General features: G+C 41.2%; 4 protein-coding genes. 1 reads left to right on the forward strand and 3 read right to left on the reverse strand.

All coding sequences use genetic code 11. From position 1 onward, the window contains the following. From AC52RT_RS06295 to AC52RT_RS06305, 3 genes are all read right to left on the reverse strand, one after another. The coding region (locus tag AC52RT_RS06295) for a DNA internalization-related competence protein ComEC/Rec2 (RefSeq protein ID WP_495539957.1) at positions 1–1,637 on the reverse strand (1,637 nt) is incomplete at its 3' end. A 14-nt stretch (positions 1,638–1,651) separates the two neighbouring features. Further along, a complete protein-coding gene (locus AC52RT_RS06300) occupies positions 1,652–2,212 on the reverse strand; it encodes a ComE operon protein 2 (RefSeq protein ID WP_495539958.1) in 561 nt (186 codons plus the stop codon). Positions 2,213–2,285: 73 nt separating this feature from the next. Beyond that, positions 2,286–2,906, reverse strand: a complete 621-nt coding sequence (locus tag AC52RT_RS06305; RefSeq protein WP_495539959.1) for a helix-hairpin-helix domain-containing protein — start codon at positions 2,904–2,906, stop codon at positions 2,286–2,288. Positions 2,907–2,993: 87 nt separating this feature from the next. Here AC52RT_RS06305 and comER point away from each other — a divergent pair, with 87 nt between their 5' ends. Next, a complete protein-coding gene (comER, locus tag AC52RT_RS06310; RefSeq protein ID WP_495539960.1) occupies positions 2,994–3,821 on the forward strand; it encodes a late competence protein ComER in 828 nt (275 codons plus the stop codon). The last annotated feature ends 298 nt before the right edge of the window (positions 3,822–4,119 follow it).

The raw sequence follows: 4,119 nt of genomic DNA on the forward strand, positions 1-4,119 counted from the left end.
TACGTTTTACGCCGCTCCATCCAGGCTTCCTGGTTAAATGCAATACTGCCTCCAGTATCAATTAAGTAATTACCACGGTTATAGGGAAGTTTAATAAAGATACAATCGCCTTGACCAATATCCACAAACAGAATTTCACCAAATGGCGATAACTTTTGATTATTGTATTGGAAAACGAGGAGTGAAATGAGCAAATATCGAACTAGTTTACTGTACTTTGACTGTGTATCCCAACAGATCAGCAAGCTGATAACCGCTGCTACTAGAAGCAGTAAAAGCAGAAATAGTGGTTTTCCGAATGTCATGGAAGCAAGTGGAATATGCACAACCAGATCCGCCATTCGATTGCACAGTAAAAATGTAGCGTTTAACACATACAAGAAAGGGTCAGCAAGAGCCGGCGACACGAGATGTAATAAGAGCACAAGTATCGAAAATGGCAGCAAAACACTTGAATAGATGGGGACAAATAAAACGTTCAGAAAAATCCCAAGCAGCGATACTTCATAAAAATAATAAAGGAGGATGGGTAATGCGGCCAACTGACAAATCACACTGATTACTAGCAGCTGCATAAGCTTATTGGAATAGCGTTGAATCACACCGCCTGACATGATAATTGCAAAAGCCACGGAAAAAGAAAGCTCAAAACCAATGTTATAAAGAAAGTTGGGGTTATATAAAAGGAGTAGTAAGTAGATCGACGCGATGATTTCACCTGCAGAGAGACGTTTTTTACCAAGTGAAGCAGCAAAAAAGAGCATGGCCATAAAACATGACCTAAGAACAGAGGGACTTGCACCCGAAAGAATGATATAAATAGGCAGGACCAAGAGCATAATGAGCGTCATCCGCTCTCGGGTCACCCCTATACGGATACCCAGATAAAATATAAATCCAGCAAGAAAACTGACATGAAGCCCGGAAATAGCGAGCAGATGCACAAGGCCAAGTCGCTGATAGGTAACCAACTCATCTTCATCGATCCACCTCTGGTCACCAAATAACAAGGCGTTCACAAATCCACTTGATTCTTTTGGAAAATTATCATTCACATAAAAAACAGCCTCACTTCTAAAATCACGAATGCTCTGTACAAACGTTTGTTTTGCCACGCTGCATGTAGGTAACGAAAGCGCGTCAGCTTTAAAGATCCAAAAAATCGAATGCAATGCGAGGTATTGCTTATAATCAAAGCCATTTGGATTACGTCTTCCCTCCGGTTCAGCAAGATTTCCCGATATTGGACAGGAGACTCCGATTTTTAAACCAGCTTGCAGCTGCACTTTCTCCTGTTCAGACTTAATTTTATATTGAAGCATCAGCTGTTCGCCTGTTAGGGTATCCACCTTCCCTCTCAGGATATTCCCATCAATATCAGGCAGTTCAGTAAAGTAAATAATCTGCTGTGTCTCGGTCCCTGAGAATGTCGTAACATTTCGATGATTATTCCAGGAAGCAACGAGTACGAAAATGATAAAAATGAGGAAATAATAGAAGAGATGCTTCGTTCGTTGAGTAAGAAAGAGGAAAAGAAAATAGAGGACGATACATGTAATGGACTTCCAACCTGGAAAAGATATAACCGCCACGCCTAACGTGGCGGAAAATGCAGCTATAGTTAACGATTTGGCCATTAAGACCTCCTATCTTATTCGTGAGAAAATAACTGTTCTGCTTGCTCTTTAAGGACATTCATTTTCTCTTGTTCCCCTTTTTCCGCAAGTTCTTCCAGCAATTGATGAATAAATTCCTGTTTTTCTTCGCGTTGAAGATCAATAATATTTTTCGTATGCACTTGTTTGACTTTAACGCCTGCCTGAGCGAATAATTCCATAGCATAAGGATGATTTTTATAATCAACCGCGTAATAAACAGCCTTAACCCCTGCTTGAATCAACGACTTACAACACTGCAAACATGGGAAGTGAGTTACATAAATCGTTGAACCTTCCGTCGGCACACCGAACTTAGCACATTGGATAATCGCATTCATTTCGGCGTGTATCGTCCGTACACAATGATTGTCGATTACATAGCAGCCATCATCGATACAATGTGTACCACCGGCAATAGACCCGTTATAGCCTCCAGCAATAATTCGGTTATCCCTTACAATCGTTGCCCCTACCGTCAAACGTGTACATGTGCTTCGTAATGCTAATAAATGGCTTTGCGCCATGAAATATTGGTCCCAGCTAATTCGGTTCATGTTGTTCTCCCCTTTACAATGTAAACTGATTTTCCTCCATTTTACCTTGTCCCTTCTCTTTTGGGTAGAGCAGTTACTTAATCGTAATCGAATCCTGCAGCTTTTCAAAGGTCTTGTCTCCAATACCAGAAACCTTTTTCAAATCTTCTATTGATTGAAATGGACTTGTTTCTCGGTATTCTATAATCGCAGCTGCCTTAGAAGGACCTACTCCTGTCAAGGTCATGAGCTCGGTTTCTGTTGCGGTGTTTAGATTGATCATACCACCATCCTTATCTCCCCCTGCCGGTCCGCTTACTGTTGCTGCAGCGTCCTGTGGGAGAGTCTCTGTTTCCTCGCCAACTTTCGGTACATAAATCACCATCTGATCCTCGACCAACTGAGCAAGATTCACCTTATCTCGATCTGCATCAGGATGAAATCCCCCAGCATCGTCAATTAAATCGATTACCCTATCTCCTTCATCAGCAATAAAGACACCTGGCAACTCTACGGCTCCTTTGACATCAATTTTAATAATTAATGGTTTAACTTCCTCAGCTGGACTTTCCACTTGCTCCACTACAGGACTTGTTGCAAAAAGCGGTTCCTCTTTAATAGAAGTATCTGATTGTTGGTAGAAGAAATAACCCGTAACAGCAGCCAAACCTGCTACAATGCCAGCAATGACTTTCTTATTTTGTAAAATATCCATCTCTTAACCTCCATAGATATAACATAATTACAGCATTTGTTTCATATTTTTAGGTGAAGTACCGCTGAACTGAAAGGGGTGGAAAGCTTGAAAATTGGAGTAATCGGAACAGGGAATATGGGGTCAATTTTACTAGAGGCTTTTCTTGAAGCTGATTTAGTGGAACAAAAAGATATTTGGGTCACCAATCGAACACTTAAAAAGGCTCTAGCCTTACAGAATAAATATCCAGACATAAATGTTACCTACACAGCAGAGGAACTCGCCCAAACCGCAGACTTACTTTTCATTTGTGTAAAACCATTAGATTCAAATAGCGTCCTCACAGGAATTAAGCCTTACTTAACACAGAAAAAATGCATCGTCAGCATTACCAGTCCAATATCTGTTAAACAGCTAGAATCACAAATATCCTGTTCCTGCGCTCGTTTTATACCCAGCATCACAAATCGTGCACTGTCCGGCGTATCATTACTGAGCTTCGGTGAATCGTGCAGTACAGAATGGGAGCAAACAATTACTGAATTAGCACAAGGAATTTCAACACCTGTACTCATCGAAAACGAAGTAACACGCGCTGCATCTGATATTGTCAGCTGCGGACCAGCCTTTATCAGCTTCCTCGCCCAAGCATTTATTGACGGAGCCGTTCAAACAACACCAATCGATAAAAAAACAGCCACACTGCTTACAGAAAAAATGCTGATCGGAATGGGAGACTTATTGCAGAAAGGAATCTACACACTCCCTGCGCTACAAGAAAAGGTCTGTGTCAAAGGCGGAATAACCGGTGAAGGAATAAAAGTACTCGAAGCACAAACAGGGGACATGTTCAATCAATTATTCGAAGCTACCCAGGAGAAATTTGCAGAAGACCTTAAGGAAATTGAAAAACAATTCGACCTCAAGTACTAATAAAGATTCGCAAGTAAAGGCAGAAATTCCTGCCTCCACTTGCGAATCTTTTGATAATTTTTGTTGTTTTTAAGAAAACCAGCTGACTTCACGTTTTCCATGGGGGGTATTTTTCCTGTTTTCGTGCTTGTTCAGCAGTTAATCCCGTCTAGAGGTTGCTTATTCCCGTCTAGAGGTTGCTTATTCCCGTCTGAGAGATGGTTATTCCCGTCTAGGCACTATTTTCAAGGGTTAAATATCCAGTGGGGTATGCGGGTTTTGGTCTTTCTGAAAATGTGTCGCTATTATTTGGTTGGCT

The sequence above is a fragment of the Peribacillus sp. genome (assembly GCF_059453735.1).